At 71.0% G+C, this 1,180-nt stretch carries 1 pseudogene; it reads right to left on the bottom strand.

The features are described 5' to 3' along the window. Positions 1-1,177 (bottom strand): annotated as a pseudogene (locus ACGF8A_RS34550) (IS110 family transposase); the annotation flags it as partial. Positions 1,178-1,180: the final 3 nt, after the last annotated feature.

Raw genomic sequence — 1,180 nt, 5'->3', positions numbered from 1 at the left:
CGGGGGTGAACAGTCTCTTGTCACGCAGCATCGCCCACAGCACGTCGACGCGGCGCCGGGCGAGCGCGAGCAGGGCCTGCGTGTGCAGCAGCCCCTCACCGCGCTTCTTGAGGTAGTAGTCCCGCGACGGGCCCGGCCGCATCATCGCGGACTGCGCGGACATGTAGAACAGCCGGCGCGGGCGCCGGTTGTAGCGTTTGGGCCGGTGGTAGTTGCCGGTGCGGCGGCCGGAGTCGCGGGGCACCGGGGCGAGGCCGGCGTGCGAGGCGAGGCGGCCTGCGTCGCGGTAGCCGGACAGGTCACCGACGATGGCGACGAACTCGGCGCCCAGGATGGGACCCATGCCGGGCAGGGACTCGATGATCTCGGCGCGCTCGTCAGTGCGGAAGCTCTCGCGGATCTCCCGGTCGTTGTCCTTGATCCGCTCGTCCAAGGCGAGGAGCTGGTGGGCCAGGTCGCGCACCAGCTTCGCGGCCCGGTCCTGGCCGGGCAGAGCGGTCGTCTGGGACTGGGCGGCCTCGACGGCCTTGGCCGCGGCGGCGTCGGCGCCGCGGACCTTGCGGCGCTCCAGTCAGGTGGTCAGCCGCTTGACGCCGATCCGGCGCAGAGCTGCCGGGGTCTGGTATTCGGTCAGCATGACGACGGGGCCCTTGGCGGCCGAGTAGTCGAAGGCCCTCTCCAGGGCGGGGCAGATGCCGACCAGCAGATCACGCATCCGGTTGATCAGGCGGACCCGGTCGGCGATGAGGTCTCGTCGGTAGCCGGTCAGCAGCTGGAGTGTGGAGACCAGCTCCGGCGGCGTCTCGATCGGGGCGAAGTCCCGGCGCATGCGGGCCTGGTCGGCGATGACACGGGCATCCTTGGCGTCGGTCTTGCCCTCGCCGCTGTAGGCGCCGGTCATCCGGTTGACGGTGCGGCCGGGCACGTAGACGGCCCGCTGGCCGTGCGCGATCAGCAACGCCAGCAGCAGGGCGGAGGCCCGGCCGGAGATGTCCACCGCCCACTGGACTTCGGCGGCCTTCTCCCGGGCCGTGTCGATGAGCGTCAGGATCTGGGCCTCGTCGTTGATCACCTTCGTCGAGAACACCGTTTCGCCGTCGGTATCGACGGCCACCGCCCAGTGGTGCCCCTTGCCGGCGTCGATGCCGACCCATATGCGTGCATGCCGCGTGGTCAACCG

This window comes from Streptomyces sp. NPDC047706 (assembly GCF_043204795.1).
Lineage (GTDB): Bacteria > Actinomycetota > Actinomycetes > Streptomycetales > Streptomycetaceae > Streptomyces.
This window is presented reverse-complemented; position numbering and strand designations above follow the sequence as displayed.